The 15,889-nt window shown below is 57.9% G+C and carries 13 protein-coding genes; 8 read left to right on the plus strand and 5 right to left on the minus strand.

Annotated features, from left to right (window positions below):
* Positions 1 to 100 precede the first annotated feature (100 nt).
* The 3 genes from DCL27_RS13960 to DCL27_RS13970 all read left to right on the plus strand — a co-directional run bounded on the left by DCL27_RS13960 (position 101) and on the right by DCL27_RS13970 (position 6,559).
* Complete coding sequence (locus DCL27_RS13960) at positions 101 to 361, plus strand: hypothetical protein (RefSeq protein ID WP_035599619.1); 261 nt, start codon at positions 101 to 103, stop codon at positions 359 to 361.
* Between the two features lie 306 nt (positions 362 to 667).
* Positions 668 to 5,125 (plus strand): glutamate synthase large subunit, encoded by a 4,458-nt coding sequence (gltB, locus tag DCL27_RS13965; RefSeq protein ID WP_005281759.1) that lies wholly within the window; start codon positions 668 to 670, stop codon positions 5,123 to 5,125.
* 15 nt (positions 5,126 to 5,140) lie between these two features.
* Positions 5,141 to 6,559 (plus strand): FAD-dependent oxidoreductase, encoded by a 1,419-nt coding sequence (locus tag DCL27_RS13970; protein WP_047060463.1) that lies wholly within the window; start codon positions 5,141 to 5,143, stop codon positions 6,557 to 6,559.
* A 35-nt stretch (positions 6,560 to 6,594) separates the two neighbouring features.
* Here DCL27_RS13970 and DCL27_RS13975 read toward each other — a convergent pair whose 3' ends face one another.
* Positions 6,595 to 7,578: a LysR family transcriptional regulator gene (locus DCL27_RS13975; protein WP_035597423.1), complete on the minus strand. Its 984-nt coding sequence runs from the start codon at positions 7,576 to 7,578 to the stop codon at positions 6,595 to 6,597.
* Between the two features lie 385 nt (positions 7,579 to 7,963).
* Here DCL27_RS13975 and DCL27_RS13980 point away from each other — a divergent pair, with 385 nt between their 5' ends.
* The 5 genes from DCL27_RS13980 to nanK all read left to right on the plus strand — a co-directional run bounded on the left by DCL27_RS13980 (position 7,964) and on the right by nanK (position 12,944).
* Entirely contained in the window at positions 7,964 to 9,760 is a 1,797-nt protein-coding gene (locus DCL27_RS13980) for an aryl-sulfate sulfotransferase (RefSeq protein WP_228594440.1), read from the plus strand.
* A gap of 96 nt (positions 9,761 to 9,856) precedes the next feature.
* The gene (locus DCL27_RS13985) at positions 9,857 to 10,495 is read left to right on the plus strand and encodes a thiol:disulfide interchange protein DsbA/DsbL (RefSeq protein WP_223931186.1); all 639 of its coding nucleotides are present in this window, start codon (positions 9,857 to 9,859) and stop codon (positions 10,493 to 10,495) included.
* A 16-nt stretch (positions 10,496 to 10,511) separates the two neighbouring features.
* On the plus strand, positions 10,512 to 11,213 hold the full coding sequence (gene dsbI, locus DCL27_RS13990; RefSeq protein ID WP_005297354.1) for a protein-disulfide oxidoreductase DsbI: 702 nt from the start codon (positions 10,512 to 10,514) through the stop codon (positions 11,211 to 11,213).
* A 167-nt stretch (positions 11,214 to 11,380) separates the two neighbouring features.
* Positions 11,381 to 12,088, plus strand: coding sequence for an N-acetylmannosamine-6-phosphate 2-epimerase (locus tag DCL27_RS13995; RefSeq protein WP_005281747.1), 708 nt, complete (start codon positions 11,381 to 11,383; stop codon positions 12,086 to 12,088).
* A complete protein-coding gene (gene nanK / locus DCL27_RS14000; protein WP_035597391.1) occupies positions 12,069 to 12,944 on the plus strand; it encodes an N-acetylmannosamine kinase in 876 nt (291 codons plus the stop codon). Before DCL27_RS13995 ends, nanK begins: the two co-directional genes overlap by 20 nt.
* Before the next feature lie 423 nt (positions 12,945 to 13,367).
* Here nanK and sspB read toward each other — a convergent pair whose 3' ends face one another.
* From sspB to rplM, 4 genes are all read right to left on the minus strand, one after another.
* Entirely contained in the window at positions 13,368 to 13,853 is a 486-nt protein-coding gene (sspB, locus tag DCL27_RS14005) for a ClpXP protease specificity-enhancing factor (RefSeq protein WP_005297348.1), read from the minus strand.
* 2 nt (positions 13,854 to 13,855) lie between these two features.
* Positions 13,856 to 14,497 carry a stringent starvation protein SspA gene (gene sspA / locus DCL27_RS14010; protein WP_005281737.1) on the minus strand — a complete coding sequence of 214 codons (642 nt, stop codon included), beginning with the start codon at positions 14,495 to 14,497 and terminating at the stop codon, positions 13,856 to 13,858.
* 335 nt (positions 14,498 to 14,832) lie between these two features.
* Positions 14,833 to 15,225 carry a 30S ribosomal protein S9 gene (gene rpsI / locus DCL27_RS14015; protein WP_005281735.1) on the minus strand — a complete coding sequence of 131 codons (393 nt, stop codon included), beginning with the start codon at positions 15,223 to 15,225 and terminating at the stop codon, positions 14,833 to 14,835.
* A gap of 14 nt (positions 15,226 to 15,239) precedes the next feature.
* Entirely contained in the window at positions 15,240 to 15,668 is a 429-nt protein-coding gene (gene rplM / locus DCL27_RS14020; protein ID WP_005281730.1) for a 50S ribosomal protein L13, read from the minus strand.
* Between the last annotated feature and the right edge of the window lie 221 nt (positions 15,669 to 15,889).

Here is a 15,889-nt window from a genome sequence, read left to right on the forward strand (position 1 = left end):
CACCCGCTGGCAAAGCGGACTAGTATACGCTGCACCACGGCGTTCCGCGCCCCCCACCTGCCGATGTCGCGTACCGCCCGAGAGAGCGATGAGTACGGCGATGAAAAAAATGACTGCATATTCAATGCCAAAAACGTTAACTCTCGGCCAAAAAACAGTCATGGCGGTAGAATATTTCATCAAACCAAAAACAAAATTAATCATCGCTATTGCATTAATTTTTGAAATTTTACTCTACTCAATCAACATTCAGCAGCATAGCATGGCCTCATTGGTGGGATTTCATAGTGACCAACGTTTAACGATTAATGGGGTAATCACACAGAACGCGCCTGACGCGCCAACCTTATTTTTATTTTAAAATCAATGTGATGATTCAAAAAACGCCACATTAAACTGTGATATACCCCACATTTGACCTGAGAAATCTTTCCCGATAAGTTGAAAAGCCGCCGGAAATAAAATCAATAACCATCCGTGCGGCACAACATCACAGTCATCCGGTTATTTATGTCCCCCGCGTAACGAGCGACAGCTTGCTTGTGAATACTGATGCAAGCGGCTGCCCGGCGGGCGGATCTCCCGCGCAAGCGTACGGGGGCTCTGCCCGTCACAGGTTGCCGCGCTCAGCGGCGGGGTACGCAGAGCTTGGGGAGGTTCACTGAATATGTTGTACGATGCATCCCACGAAAGGGATAACTGCGGCTTCGGCCTGATTGCCCATATCGAAGGCGAACCGAGCCATAAGGTCGTGCGGACCGCCATCCACGCCCTAGCCCGCATGCAACACCGCGGCGCTATCTTGGCCGACGGAAAAACCGGTGATGGTTGCGGGCTATTATTGCAGAAACCTGATCGCTTCCTGCGCATGGTCGCGGAAGAGCGTGGCTGGCGTCTGGCGAAAAACTATGCTGTCGGCATGTTGTTCCTCAGCCGTGACGCCGAACAGGCTCGCGACGCACAGCGCATCGTCGAAGAGGAGTTACAGAACGAAACCCTCTCCATCGTCGGTTGGCGTGAAGTCCCGGTCAATCAAGAGGTGCTCGGCGAGATCGCCCTCTCCTCGATGCCACGTATCGAGCAAATCTTTATCAACGCGCCAGCCGGATGGCGACCGCGCGATCTGGAGCGCCGCCTGTTTATCGCTCGGCGGCGCATCGAAAAACGTATCCACGATCCCGACTTTTATGTTTGTAGCCTCTCCAACCTGGTGACCATCTACAAGGGATTGTGCATGCCGGCCGATCTACCGCGCTTCTACCGTGATCTGGCTGATCTGCGCATGGAATCGGCCATCTGCCTGTTCCACCAACGCTTCTCGACCAATACCGTACCACGTTGGCCGCTGGCGCAGCCGTTCCGTTATCTGGCCCATAATGGTGAGATCAATACCATCACCGGTAACCGTCAATGGGCACGGGCACGAACCTATAAATTCAAGACGCCACTGATCCCTGATTTGCACGATGCGGCCCCCTTCGTCAACGAAAGCGGCTCCGATTCCAGCTCATTGGACAACATGCTAGAGCTGCTACTCAGCGGGGGGATGGACATCGTGCGCGCCATGCGTCTACTGGTGCCGCCGGCCTGGCAGAACAACCCGGATATGGATCCCGATCTGCGCGCCTTCTTCGATTTTAACTCGATGCACATGGAGCCTTGGGATGGTCCGGCGGGCATCGTGATGTCCGACGGGCGCTTCGCCGCCTGTAACCTGGATCGCAATGGCCTGCGCCCGGCGCGCTATGTGATCACCAAAGATAAGCTGATCACCTGCGCCTCGGAGGTCGGGATCTGGGAGTACCAACCCGATGAAGTGGTCGAAAAAGGGCGCGTCGGCCCCGGCGAACTGATGGTGATCGACACGCGTTCCGGCCACATCTTCCATTCGCAGGAGACCGACGACGATCTGAAGAGCCGCCACCCCTACCGCGAGTGGATGGAGAAGAACGTACGCCGCCTGATCCCCTTCGAGGATCTGCCTGACGATCAGGTCGGCAGTCGCACCCTGGATGACCGCACGCTGCTTAGCTACCAGAAACAGTTTGCCTACAGCCGCGAAGAGATCGAGCAGATCGTGCAGGTTCTGGGGGAGAATGGCCAAGAGGCCACCGGTTCGATGGGTGACGACACGCCATTCGCCGTGCTCTCCAGCCGACCACGCCTGATCTATGACTATTTCCGCCAACAATTCGCGCAGGTGACCAACCCCCCGATCGATCCGCTGCGTGAGGCGCACGTCATGTCGCTCTCCACCAGCATCGGGCGCGAAATGAACGTCTTCTGCGAGGCGGAAGGCCAGGCGCACCGCTTAAACTTCAAGTCGCCAGTGCTGCTCTACTCCGACTTCGTTCAGTTGACCGGACAAGACGAGGAGTACTACCGCGCCGAGACGCTAGACATTACCTTCGACCCGCAACAGCGCGATCTACGCCAAGCCATCGCCGAACTGTGCGAGGAGGCCGAGCGCCGGGTACGCCAGGGCGCCGTCATGCTAGTGCTCTCCGATCGCGCCATCGGCATACAGCGCCTGCCGATCCCCGCCCCGATGGCCGTCGGTGCCGTACAGCAGCGCCTGGTGGAGCAGAACCTGCGTTGCGACGCCAACATCATCGTCGAAACGGCCAGCGCTCGCGACCCGCACCATTTCGCCGTGTTGCTCGGCTTCGGCGCCACCGCCATTTATCCCTATCTGGCCTATGAAACGCTGGCCAAACTGGTGGATAGCGGGGCTATCACCCGCAGCTACCGCCAGGTGATGCTGAATTACCGTAATGGGATCAACAAGGGGCTGTACAAGATCATGTCCAAAATGGGCATCTCGACGGTGGCCTCTTACCGCTGTTCCAAGCTGTTCGAGGCCGTCGGGCTGCACGCCGAGATCTGTGCGCTCTGTTTCCCCGGCGTCGTCAGCCGTATCGGCGGTGCCGATTTCAGCGACTTCCAACAAGACCTACACAACTTGGCGCGCCGTGCCTGGCTAGCTCGCCAGCCCTTGGAACAGGGCGGCCTGTTGAAGTATGTGCATGGCGGCGAATATCACGCCTATAACCCGGATGTGGTGCGTGCCCTACAACAGGCGGTGAACAGCGGTGAATACCAGGACTATCAGCGTTATGCAGAGCTGGTCAATCACCGCCCGGTAGCCACGCTGCGCGATCTGCTGGCACTGCGCCCCGCCGCGCAACCGCTCGATCTGGCGCAGGTCGAAGCGGAGCAGGGCCTCTTCCAACGATTTGACACCGCCGCCATGTCCATCGGTGCCCTGAGCCCCGAAGCGCACGAGGCGTTGGCCCAGGCGATGAACAGTCTCGGCGGCTTCTCCAACTCCGGCGAGGGCGGCGAAGATCCGGCGCGCTACCGCACCGATAAGGTCTCTCGCATCAAGCAGGTTGCCTCTGGACGCTTCGGCGTTACCCCGGCCTACCTGGTCAATGCCGACGTGATCCAGATTAAGGTGGCACAAGGCGCCAAGCCAGGTGAAGGCGGTCAGTTGCCCGGCGATAAGGTTACCCCTTATATCGCCAAGCTGCGCTACTCGGTGCCCGGCGTCACACTGATCTCCCCCCCTCCTCATCACGACATCTACTCGATCGAGGATCTGGCGCAGCTGATCTTCGATCTCAAGCAGGTCAACCCGCGTGCCCTGATCTCCGTCAAGCTGGTTTCCGAACCGGGCGTCGGCACCATCGCCACTGGGGTCGCCAAGGCTTATGCCGATCTGATCACCATCGCCGGCTACGATGGCGGCACCGGCGCCAGCCCGCTCTCCTCGGTGAAGCATGCCGGCTGTCCCTGGGAACTGGGCCTGGTGGAGACCCAACAGGCACTGGTCGCCAACGGCTTACGCCATAAGATCCGCCTCCAGGTCGATGGGGGCCTGAAGAGCGGCGTCGACATCGTCAAGGCGGCGATCCTCGGTGCAGAAAGCTTCGGCTTCGGCACCGGGCCGATGGTCGCCCTGGGCTGTAAGTATCTCCGCATCTGCCACCTGAATAACTGTGCGACTGGGGTCGCAACTCAGGATGAGAAGTTACGTCGCGACCATTTCCATGGCCTACCGTTGCGCGTCAGCCATTACTTCCACTTTATTGCCCGTGAGACCCGGGAGCTGATGGCGCAACTCGGCGTCCGCCGCCTGGTGGACCTCATCGGGCGTACCGATCTACTGACGACACTCGACGGCATCACCGCCAAGCAGAGTCGCCTGGATCTGGCACCACTGCTGGAGACGGCCACACCGCATCCAGGCAAGGCACTGTACTGCACCGAGGGTAATCCCCCCTTCGACGCGGGCCAGCTCAATCAGAGCCTGCTCTCCCAGCTAGAGGAGAATATCGCCAACCGCCAGGGACGCACCCTGTTCTGCGACATCCATAATACCGACCGTTCGGTAGGCGCCTCGCTCTCCGGCGCCATCGCCGAGCGTTACGGGGAACAGGGCATGGCCAGCGCACCGCTGAAGCTGCAATTTAACGGGACCGCCGGCCAGAGTTTTGGCGTATGGAACGCCGCCGGCGTCGAGCTGACGCTGACGGGGGACGCTAACGACTACGTCGGCAAGGGAATGGCGGGCGGACGGATCGTCGTCCGGCCACCGGTCGGATCCGCCTTCCGCAGCCATGAGGCCAGTATCATCGGTAACACCTGCCTGTACGGCGCCACCGGCGGGAAGCTGTTCGCCGCCGGACGAGCCGGCGAGCGTTTCGCCGTGCGTAACTCCGGCGCCCTCACGGTTGTCGAGGGGATCGGGGATAACGGCTGCGAATATATGACCGGGGGCATCGTCTGTATCCTAGGACGCACCGGCATCAACTTCGGTGCCGGGATGACGGGCGGCTTCGCCTACGTCCTCGACGAAGATGGCGAATTCCGTAAACGCGTCAACGCAGAGTTGGTCGAGGTATTGGGCATGGCCGATCTGGCGATCCACGAGGAGCATCTGCGCGGAATGATCACCGAGCATGTCCGGCTGACCGGCTCAGGACGCGGCGAGGCGATTCTGGCCGACTGGCCACACTGGGCTGCGCGTTTCGTCCTGGTCAAACCCAAGTCCAGTGACGTGAAAGCGTTGCTGGGACACCGTAGTCGCTCCGCAGCCGAGCTGCGTGTTCAGGCCCAATAAGGAGGCGGAGAAACCATGAGTCAGAATGTTTACCAGTTTATTGACCTACAACGCATCGATCCGCCGAAAAAGCTTTTAAAACAGCGGCAGGGTGAGTTTGTCGAGATCTATGAGCCCTTCTCCGACAGCCAGGCGCAGGCGCAGGCCGACCGTTGTCTCGCCTGCGGCAACCCCTACTGTGAGTGGCGTTGTCCGCTGCACAACTACATCCCCAACTGGCTGAAGCTGGCCAACGAGGGGCGCATCCACGAGGCGGCCGCGCTGGCGCATCAAACCAATAGCCTACCCGAGGTATGTGGCCGCGTCTGCCCACAAGATCGCCTGTGTGAAGGCGCCTGTACCCTGAACGACGAGTTCGGCGCCGTCACCATAGGCAGTATCGAGCGCTATATTACCGACAAGGCTCTGGCCGAAGGCTGGCAACCCGATCTCGGCGACGTCCAGCCCAGTGGCAAACGAGTGGCGATCATCGGTGCGGGGCCTGCCGGACTCGCCTGTGCCGATGTGCTGGCCCGCAGTGGCGTCCAAGCCGATGTCTTTGACCGCCACCCGGAGATCGGCGGCCTACTGACCTTCGGTATCCCAGCCTTTAAACTAGAGAAGCAGGTGATGATACGCCGGCGCGAAATCTTCAGCGCCATGGGTATCCGCTTCCATCTGAATTGCGAGATCGGGCGTGATGTGGCGCTGGAACAGCTGCTGCAGGAGTATGACGCCGTATTTCTCGGCGTCGGCACCTACCGCGCGCTGCCCGGAGGATTGGCCAATGAACAGGCGCCGGGCGTACTCGCCGCCCTCCCCTACCTGATCGCCAACACCCGCCATCTTATGGGGTATCCGGAAGAGGCTCAGACCCCTTATATTTCGATGCAGGCCAAGCGCGTGGTAGTGCTCGGCGGCGGCGATACCGCCATGGATTGCGTGCGTAGCGCCCTACGCCAAGGCGCCACACAGGTGACCTGTGCCTACCGTCGCGACGAGGCGAACATGCCGGGCTCACGCCGTGAGGTGAAGAATGCGCGCGAGGAGGGAGCCGAGTTCCGTTTCAACCTCCAGCCGCTGGCCATCGAAACCAACGCCGCCGGGCGAGTCTGTGGCGTGCGCATGGCGCAGACCGAACTGGCTGAAGCCGATGCTACGGGACGGCGCGCGATACGCATTATCCCCGGTTCGGAGATCACGCTGGCGGCCGACGCGGTACTCTTAGCATTCGGCTTTCGCCCGCACGATCTCCCTTGGCTAGAGGCTCACGATGTGGCCCGCGATCCTCAGGGACGGATCCTCGCCAGTGCACAGGGGGACTACCCCTACCAGACCAGCCATCCGCAGATCTTCGCCGGTGGCGATGCGGTACGTGGCTCTGACCTGGTGGTAACGGCGATCGCCGAAGGGCGCCAAGCCGCACAGGGTATTCTCGCCTATCTCGGGTGTTAATCCTCCCCGCAGAGGGCGGCTAAACCGCCGCCCTCTCATCCCGGCTCGCTACATACCGTCGCCTGTTGGCACGCCATACTCTCGCCCGCCGCCTGCTCCTCACCGGCGAAACGCAAAAACAGATCACGTAACCATTCGATCGCCGGATCGTGATGCACCCGGTGGTGCCAGATCAGACGGGTGTAGAAGGGGCTGGCCGCGCTGGGATAAGGTAGGATCGTCAATTCCGCCATCCCGGCAAAGTAGCGGGCGGTCTGTAACGGCAGCGCCAGGACAAAGTCGGTCTGCGTCAGGATCATCGGCGCCGCCAGAAAGTAAGGTACCGACATGGCAACATCGTATTCCGCCTGCGGACCGGTCAAAGGATGGCCCACCGCCGCCCCCGGCGCGCCGTCATGCAGACTGATCTGCAGGCGGCGATAGGCATTGATCTGCGCCAGCGTTGGTGCTTCTCCACGCCGTAACTGACGCGCTAGCGGATGTTCACGGCGTACCAGGCAGACGATCTCCGTCCGAAAGAGATTCACTTCATGAAAGTCGGCAGGTAGCTCGATCAACGGATAGATGGCCAGATCCATACGGCCGAATTTCAGGCTGGAGAAGAGATCATCACCGATCGGCAAGATGGCGATCCGTGCCTGAGGTGCCTGCTGAAACAACGCCTTCACCACGCGCGAGAAGATCATCCAGACGCCGTTATCTACCGCGCCAAGCGATAGGGTGCGTTGCAACGCCTGCGGGTCAAACTGATAGGGCGTCGTCAGATGATCGAGCGCTTGCAACGCACAGGTCACCCGCGGCATCAGCTCGTGTGCCCGGGCGGTCGCCTGCATGCCATACCCCCCTTTGACAAACAGGGCATCCTGAAAGATGGCACGCAACTTGGTCAATGCGCGACTGGCCGCCGCCTGACTCATCCCCATGCGCGTCGCCGCCTGTGAGAGCGAGCCGGTTTCCGCCAACGCACGAAATAAAGCGAGCAATTCACTGTCCACCGCGACATTATTCAATTTACGCATGATCATTATCCGGAAATAAGCATTTATCTCCCTCTACAGATAACCTACTATCTTTATAAAAGAAATCATTACCGAATTAAATTACGTGACTATCATCAAATTATTCTTATCAGGCCGCGAGACGCCACTGTTCTTTTAATCAATTAGGAAAATACAAGCTAGTGTAATACCATTAAAATTAAAATCATATAATATATTCTCCTGCATAATAATCATCTGCGCCATGTAATTAATCGAACTCGCGTATCATTTATCATCGCCTGATTGATGACCTAGGCGTATGCCAGGTCATAGCAAATTCCCCTTTTGGGATAGCGCGGAGGGTCAATTCGCCCGCCCCTCCTCTGAGGATCAACATGGATTATTGCAACGTTAGGAGAATACTATGCTGCGTACAACCAAAAGAGGCCTGATCGTCGGCGCCATCGCATTGGCCATCGGCACCCTCTCCCTCAACCTGCAAGCCGCAGGCATGCCAGCCGCACCCGCCGTCGGAAATCTCGGTTCTGTCGTCGTCGATCCCTATGGTAACGCTCCCTTAACCGCCCTCATCAACCTCAACGGGAAAACCCTCTCCAACGTCAAAGTTACGGTGCATGGAAAAGGGAAGAATGGTGTCGCAATCAGTTATCCGGTCGGCCAACAATCCTTACTGACCTATGATGCCATCCCTATTTTTGGTCTGTATCAAAAACACGATAATAAGGTCACCATCGAATACAGTTTGGCAGGAAAAACCAAGAAAGATGACTATATCATTCGGACATCTGCCATCGTTAATAAATATATGGACAACCGCTCACTCAGCGATTTACAACAGGTGAAAGTGGTAAAAGTCGCGCCAGATTTTAAAGATCGCCTGTATCTAGTGAATAGCCATACCTTTACACCGCAAGGCTCCGATTTACACTGGAGCGGAGAAAAAGATAAGAATGCTGGCTTACTCGACGCGAATCCTGCCGCCGGCTCGCTGCCCTTCGACATCGCCCCCTTTACCTTCATTGTCGATACTCAGGGAGAATATCGCTGGTGGCTCAATCAGGATGCGCTGTATAGCGCTCATGACGTAGACGTCAATCGGCGCGGCTACCTGATGGGGATCCGCGAGACCCCTCGCGGTACCTTCACCGCCGTTCAGGGGCAACGCTGGTATGAGTTCGATATGCTAGGTCAGGTGTTAAATAATCACCGCTTGCCGCGCGGCTACCTGGATGCGACCCACGAATCGGTGGAGACCCCACGAGGTACCGTGCTGCTACGTGTCGGCAAGCGTAACTACCTGCGGGAAGATGGCCAGCGGGCCCACACCGTGCGCGACCATATCTTAGAGGTGGATAAGTCCGGCCGCGTCGTCGACGTGTGGGATCTCAACCTCATCCTCGACCCGTTGCGTGACAGCCTGCTCGGTGCTCTCGATGCCGGCGCGGTGTGCGTTAACGTCGACCTGAACCACGCCGGGCAGCAAGCCAAGCTAGAGCCAGATACCCCGTTCGGTGACGCGCTGGGCGTCGGCCCGGGGCGCAACTGGGCCCACGTCAACTCCATCGCCTATGATCCTAAGGACGATAGCATCATCCTCTCCTCCCGCCATCAGGGAGTCGTCAAGATCGGGCGTGACAAGCAGGTGAAGTGGATCCTGGCGCCGGCAGAGGGATGGAATGAACAACTGTCCAGCAAGCTACTCAAGCCGGTCGATGCGAAAAATAAGCCACTGGCGTGTAATGCGAAAGGTGTATGCGACAACAGCGACTTCGACTTCGTCTATACCCAGCACACGGCCTGGCTGTCGCCGAAAGGGACGCTGACGGTATTCGACAATGGTGATGGCCGCCACCTGGAGCAACCGGCGCTGCCCACTATGAAATACTCACGTATCGTCGAGTACAAGATCGATGAGAAAAATATGACGGTGCAACAGGTCTGGGAATACGGTAAGGATCGCGGCTACGAGTGGTACAACCCGATCACCTCGATCGTCGAGTATCAGCCGGATCGCGACACCATGTTCAGTTTTGGTGGATCCACCAATCTATTCGAAGCTGGCCAACCCACCATCGGGCGCCTGAATGAGATCGACCATAAGACCAAAGAGGTCAAGGTCGAACTGGATGTGCTATCCGATAAACCCAACCAGACACATTATCGCGCACTACCCATCCGTCCGCAGGGACTGTTTCTGTAATGCCGCCGCGTACGTCCCGCAGGGCGTACGCGAGTCATCTCTATGAGGAAAGGAGTATCCATCATGCGTATCACTCTGACTAAGCATTCACTCAGCATGCTGCTCGGCAGCGCCCTGCTAGCCTGTTCCCTCAGCGCGAGTGCCTTCAGCGAAGGCACCGATTATGTGGTGCTTGACAAGCCAATCCCCAATGCACAGGGTACCCTAATCAAGGTCTTTAGCTACGACTGTCCCTTCTGCTACAAGTATGACAAGGCGGTGACCGGGCCGGTGGTGGAGAAAGTAAAAGGGGTAGTACGCTTCGAACCCTATCACTTGGATACCAAGGGAGTCTATGGCCCACAGGCAAGCGAATTGTTCGCCGTGCTGCTGAATAAAGATCGCGCCGCCGGTCTCTCTACTTTTGATGAGGCGTCTCAATTCAAGAAGGCCAAGTTTGCCTACTACACCGCCTATCACGACAAGAAAGAGCGTTGGGGAGATGGCAAGGATCCGGCGGCCTTTATCCAGACTGGGCTCCAGGCCGCCGGATTGAGCCAGGCCGAGCTGGAGCAAGGCCGCAACGATCCGGCGGTGCAGAAAACCTTAGCCGAGTGGAAAGGCGCCGCCTATGATGTCGCCAAGATCCAAGGCGTCCCTGCCTATGTAGTCAACGGTAAGTACCTGATCATGACCAAGAGTATCAAGTCTATCGACTCGATGGCCGCGTTGGTCAACGAGCTGGCCGCTAAATAGCCTAAGGAGGGACGCTATGTTTGCAACACTGTGGCATGATCTGCGCCGAAATCCACTGACAACCTTGGTTCGTTGGCAAGATCGGCGTTTCCTGTGGCTACTGATGGCCCTGGTGATGGGCGGTTTGGTCGTCCTGGCACACGCCTTCTTTCAGATCTACCTGTACATGGCGCCCTGCGAACAGTGCGTCTACATCCGCTTCGCCATGCTGGTAATGGTAATAGGAGGGTTGGTCGCGGCCATCAATCCCCGCAACCTGCTTCTGAAGCTGTTTGGCTGCCTCGCCGCCTTCTATGGCACGGTGATCGGCATGGGATATTCCATTAAGCTGAATGCCATCCACCACGCGGTGCACAGTCCTGATGCCTTATTCGGCGTACAGGGTTGCTCGGCCGAGCCTCACTTTCCTTTTGGGCTACCGCTAGCCGACTGGTCCCCTTCCTGGTTCAAGCCGACAGGCGACTGTGGCTACGACGCACCAATGGTTCCCCAAGGCGTCAGCCTGGACGGTGTGCAGCGTTGGTTTATCGATATGTATGTCCAGGCCGATGGCTGGTATCTGATCCCATCGATGAAGCTGATGAACATGGCCCAGGCCTGTTTCCTGGCGTTCGCACTCTGTTTCGCGATCCTGACGATCATGACCCTGGCCTGGGGGATCCATCTGTGGCGTACACGTACTGCGGCCGCCAGCCATTCTCCCTCTACCCCACGTTAATCTAGCGGCGGAGTTTCACTCCGCCGTTTACTCCTCTCCTGAGCAACAATCACCGGCGATAGTTTGATGCGACTCACGCTTCCTTCTATTTCACCTTGATGGAGCATTACTCCGTATAATAAATTCATATGGAGCGCAGTTTACACATACCAACAAGGTGAGGGTCTATGTCGGTATTCACCACACTACAGCAGAACATCGAGCGCAATGGCGCCTTAATCGTTTCCTGTCAGCCGGTCCCGGCTAGCCCGATGGATCGTCCGGAGATTGTCGCCGCCATGGCCAGCGCCGCCGTGCAAGCTGGCGCCGCCGCGCTACGCATCGAAGGCATCGCCAACTTGCACGCCGTACGGGCCTGCGTCAACGTGCCGATCATCGCTATCCTCAAACGCGATCTGGATGACTCCCCAGTACGCATCACACCGTTCCTGGCCGATGTCGATGCCTTGGCGCAGGCCGGCGCCGATATTATTGCCTTCGATGGTACCCAGCGCAGACGCCCGGTGAGCCGTGAGGCTCTGCTGGAACGAGTCCATGCGCACGGTTGTCTGGCGATGGCCGACTGCTCCAGCCTAGAGGATGGCCTCGCGTGCCAGCAACTCGGCTGCGATCTCATCGGTACCACGCTCTCCGGCTACACCTCCGAGCCGACACCGAGCGCACCCGATCTGGCGCTGGTTGCCGCCCTAAGTGAAGCCGGATGCCGGGTCATCGCAGAGGGACGTTATAACACCCCGGCGCAAGCCGCTCAGGCGCTCGCACAGGGTGCCTGGGCTGTCACCGTCGGTTCGGCGATCACCCGTATCGAACATATCTGTCAGTGGTACTGTCAGGCCCTCTTAGCGGAAACACAACATGACTATTCTGGCCATTGATCTCGGCGGGACCAAACTCGCCAGCGCGCTGGTTAACAACACGGGGGAGCTCAGCGAGCGCCTCGAAGTCATGACGCCAGACAAGGGCGATCCCCGCGCCTTGGAGATGGCATTAGGCCAGTTATTAGCCCACTACCATGGGCAGGCACAACGAGTGGCCGTCGCCTCCACAGGGATCATCCACCAGGGTGTATTGACCGCCCTGAATCCCGCTAATCTAGGTGGCCTAAATCGTTTCCCGCTGCAGGCCTGCATCGAACGCCTCAGCGGTTTACCCTGCCAACTGCTGAACGATGCGCAAGCCGCCGCTTGGGCGGAATATCTCGCCCTAACACCTGCCGGGCAGGATATGGCCTTCATCACCGTCTCGACGGGTGTCGGCGGCGGCATCGTGCTCGATGGTCGGCTACGAGTCGGCCATGGCGACTTCGCCGGCCATCTCGGGCACACGCTGGCCGATCCAGCTGGGCCGCGTTGTGGCTGTGGGCGCATCGGTTGTGTCGAAGCTATCGCCTCAGGACGAGCCATTGCGGCGGCAGCGCAGGGGATGCTGGCTGGATTGGACGCGCGCGCCATCTTCCAATATGCGGCGGCGGGCGACGATCAGGCGCGCCGCCTAGTGGATCGCTCGGCACAAACGATCGCTCAGTTGATCGCCGACTTACGCGCCACCTTAGATATACAGCGTGTGGTGCTCGGTGGTAGCGTCGGGCTGGCATCGGGTTATCTGGAGCAGGTCCAACATCATCTGTACCAGATGCCACAGGCTTATCATGCCACGCTCTCTCTGGCGCATCACCGGCGTGATGCCGGATTGATCGGGGCAGCCCTCTGGAGCCATAGGGAAACAATATAGTGAGTAAAGCGCGTATCGATTTCACCCTGGCAGCTCGAGTGAGCATCGGCCTGATCAGAACGAAGGCGTCGATCGCTGATGCGTCCCCCTATCGCCTCCCTAGGCTCGCGAGTTAACGCCGGGAGTATGGGGGATATTTCGCCCCGCAAACCAGATAAAATCGGTGGCCGCGGCCATCGGCCAGACCCCATTCGGAACGTCATGGCGCAGTAACACCACGACACGCTCAGGGAAGAGAATAGATAAGTGCAGTACGGTGACGAGCAGCAGATGCACACTGCCGCGCGAGCACCATCCTCTTTGACGTGTGATGCGCCGCGCCCCCTCGCGGAGCATCACACTTTTTTATCGATTTCCTACAGCGCATAAAAAAACCGGGAGCACAGCCCCCGGTCTCTCTGCAACGACCTATGCTTACGCGGGTTACTTCACCACGCGCAACGCCGGACGGCCTCGCGGCGGCGGCGTCGGTTCATCACCGCCGTCATCCTCCTCGATCGACGGGCCTTCGCCCTCGATCAGGGTCATCGCCGGCTCCTCGTCGCTCTCAGCCACCTGCGCTAACTCAGCATCCTGATCGTAGGCTGCCTCCGGCTCGAACATGGTACCGGCCCCATTTTCACGCGCATAAATCGCCATCACGGCCGCCATCGGCACATAGACCTGACGTGGCACACCACCAAAACGCGCGTTAAAACGTACCGCATCATCGGCCAGCTCCAACGCGCCGACCGCACGTGGGGCAATATTCAGCACGATCTGACCGTCGCGGGCATACTCCATCGGCACCATCACACCGGCACTGTTCACATCCACCACCAGATGCGGTGTCAACTGGTTGTCGAGCAACCAATCGTAAAAGGCTCGCAGCAGAAAGGGACGGCGTGGAGACATTTGCGACAGTTCCATCATCAGCCTCGGGTATGCAGGCGCATCTCACGCTCTGCTTCAGTCAGGGATGCCAGGAAGGCATCGCGTTCAAAGACGCGCGTCATGTAGCCTTTCAGCTCCTTGGCGCCAGCGCCGCTCAGCTCGATACCCAACACCGGCAGACGCCACAACAGCGGAGCCAGGTAGCAATCGACCAGGCTAAACTCATCGCTCATGAAGAACGGCTTCTGGACGAAGACCGGCGCGATAGCCAGCAGCTCTTCACGCAGCTGTTTGCGTGCAGCCTCGGCCTCTTGAGCACTACCTTTCTCGATCTTGTGCAGCAGGGAATACCAGTCACGCTCGATCTGATGCATGAACAAACGGCTCTCACCACGCGCCACCGGATAAACCGGCATCAACGGCGGATGCGGGAAGCGCTCATCCAGGTACTCCATGATGATACGGGATTCATACAGCGTCAGCTCGCGGTCAACCAACGTCGGGACCGTACGGTAAGGGTTGAGGTCAATCAGATCCTGCGGCAGATTATCCATATCTACCTGCTCGATCTCGACGCTGACACCTTTCTCAGCCAAGACAATGCGTACTTGATGGCTAAAAATGTCGGTCGGCCCGGAAAACAGCGTCATTACCGAACGTTTGTTGGCAGCGACAGCCATGAAAACCTCCAAGTTTATCTAGAAAACGGTATGAATAGATGCCCGTCAGGCCCCACACAGAGCGACGCGCAACACCCGTTGCACAATGACGCACACCAAAAAGTTGGGTAGTGAAAACATCGACTTACCCAGACCTGCGGCGCTCAAAATTTATACGTTGCAACAGGATACAAAAGTGTAGGTTAGTCTACCAGAAATTGGCGTACTTGTGGGGAGTTGATAGCGATTTCATCGATCAAATGCTTTACAGCGGCGGAGAAGAGCGCTAGCTGCAATAAAAAAACCCGGCAAAGCCGGGTTTTTTGGCATTAAGGATCTGCCGAAGCAGAAAGCCATTAACGCTTGGAGAACTGCGGACGACGACGTGCTTTGCGCAGACCGACTTTCTTACGTTCAACCTGACGAGCGTCACGAGTGACGAAGCCAGCTTTACGCAGTTCAGAGCGCAGAGTTTCATCGTACTCCATCAGAGCGCGGGTGATACCGTGACGGATCGCACCAGCCTGACCAGAGATACCACCACCTTTAACGGTGATGTACAGATCCAATTTCTCAACCATGTCGACCAGTTCCAGCGGCTGACGAACTACCATGCGGGCAGTTTCGCGACCGAAGTACTGTTCCAGAGAACGCTGGTTGATAACGATTTTACCGCTACCCGGTTTGATAAATACGCGAGCGGCGGAGCTTTTGCGGCGACCAGTGCCGTAGTATTGATTTTCAGCCATTGCCTATATCCCGATTAAATGTCCAGAACCTGCGGTTGCTGCGCCGCGTGATTGTGCTCGTTGCCCGCGTAAACTTTCAGTTTACGGAACATTGCACGACCCAGCGGGCCTTTCGGCAGCATGCCTTTAACCGCGATTTCAATTACACGCTCAGGATGGCGAGCAATCATCTCTTCAAAGGTCGCTTCTTTGATACCACCGATGTGGCCAGTGTGGTGGAAATACTTCTTGTCCAGACGCTTGTTACCGGTTACGGCAACTTTTTCTGCGTTCAGAACGATGATGTAATCACCAGTATCCACATGCGGGGTATACTCCGCCTTGTGCTTGCCGCGCAGGCGACGAGCCAGTTCAGTTGCCAAACGGCCTAAAGTTTTGCCGGTAGCATCAACAACATACCAGTCGCGTTTTACGGTTTCTGGTTTAGCTGTAAAAGTTTTCATTAAAAGCTTACCCAATTTTTAGTTACACGTTGGTGAACACAACGCTTCGATTTTCAGTGTTGAGGTTCACACGACCATCGTCCAGCAAACCTACCCCTTCGAATAGAGCCATGCCGGCACATAAAGTTTTTGGGAAAAAAACTTTGTTGTAACGTGGGGTCGCGAGATTATAGAGAAGTCGGCTTGAAAGATCGATCGCTTTTTCGCACCGCTGACGTAAT

The organism is Edwardsiella tarda ATCC 15947 = NBRC 105688 (genome assembly GCF_003113495.2).
Classification (GTDB): Bacteria; Pseudomonadota; Gammaproteobacteria; order Enterobacterales; family Enterobacteriaceae; genus Edwardsiella; species Edwardsiella tarda.

What these genes read in the sequence shown, in the direction of transcription:
- gltB (WP_005281759.1), top strand. Translation starts at nt 668, where the DNA reads ATGTTGTACGATGCATCCCACGAAAGGGATAACTGCGGCTTCGGCCTG.
- rplM (WP_005281730.1), bottom strand. Translation starts at nt 15,668, where the DNA reads ATGAAAACTTTTACAGCTAAACCAGAAACCGTAAAACGCGACTGGTAT.
- sspA (WP_005281737.1), bottom strand. Translation starts at nt 14,497, where the DNA reads ATGGCTGTCGCTGCCAACAAACGTTCGGTAATGACGCTGTTTTCCGGG.
- DCL27_RS13985 (WP_223931186.1), top strand. Translation starts at nt 9,857, where the DNA reads ATGCTGCTCGGCAGCGCCCTGCTAGCCTGTTCCCTCAGCGCGAGTGCC.
- nanK (WP_035597391.1), top strand. Translation starts at nt 12,069, where the DNA reads ATGACTATTCTGGCCATTGATCTCGGCGGGACCAAACTCGCCAGCGCG.
- dsbI (WP_005297354.1), top strand. Translation starts at nt 10,512, where the DNA reads ATGTTTGCAACACTGTGGCATGATCTGCGCCGAAATCCACTGACAACC.
- sspB (WP_005297348.1), bottom strand. Translation starts at nt 13,853, where the DNA reads ATGGAACTGTCGCAAATGTCTCCACGCCGTCCCTTTCTGCTGCGAGCC.
- DCL27_RS13980 (WP_228594440.1), top strand. Translation starts at nt 7,964, where the DNA reads ATGCTGCGTACAACCAAAAGAGGCCTGATCGTCGGCGCCATCGCATTG.
- DCL27_RS13975 (WP_035597423.1), bottom strand. Translation starts at nt 7,578, where the DNA reads ATGCGTAAATTGAATAATGTCGCGGTGGACAGTGAATTGCTCGCTTTA.
- rpsI (WP_005281735.1), bottom strand. Translation starts at nt 15,225, where the DNA reads ATGGCTGAAAATCAATACTACGGCACTGGTCGCCGCAAAAGCTCCGCC.
- DCL27_RS13970 (WP_047060463.1), top strand. Translation starts at nt 5,141, where the DNA reads ATGAGTCAGAATGTTTACCAGTTTATTGACCTACAACGCATCGATCCG.
- DCL27_RS13995 (WP_005281747.1), top strand. Translation starts at nt 11,381, where the DNA reads ATGTCGGTATTCACCACACTACAGCAGAACATCGAGCGCAATGGCGCC.
- DCL27_RS13960 (WP_035599619.1), top strand. Translation starts at nt 101, where the DNA reads ATGAAAAAAATGACTGCATATTCAATGCCAAAAACGTTAACTCTCGGC.